Annotated in this window: 1 pseudogene; it reads right to left on the bottom strand. The window is 65.9% G+C overall.

From position 1 onward, the window contains the following. Positions 1–208: pseudogene (locus tag IH80_RS40470) on the bottom strand (MFS transporter); the annotation flags it as partial.

Raw genomic sequence — 208 nt, 5'->3', positions numbered from 1 at the left:
GATACCGATCTGCTGCGTCATCGTCGCCAAACCGGTCGCCATACCCTGCTCGTGGTCCGGCAGACCCGTCGTCGCGGTCACCATGAACCCGACGATCACCAGCATGTTGCCGACACCACCCGCGAACGTCGCGACCAGCAGCAGCCACATCGACGCCGACGTCTCACCCAGAGCCACCAGGCTCAGCGTCGCCACCGCCTGCAGCACA

The organism is Streptomyces sp. NRRL S-378 (genome assembly GCF_000720645.1).
GTDB lineage: Bacteria > Actinomycetota > Actinomycetes > Streptomycetales > Streptomycetaceae > Streptomyces.
The sequence above is the reverse complement of the archived record's forward strand: the minus strand, read 5'-3'. Positions and strand labels throughout refer to the sequence as shown.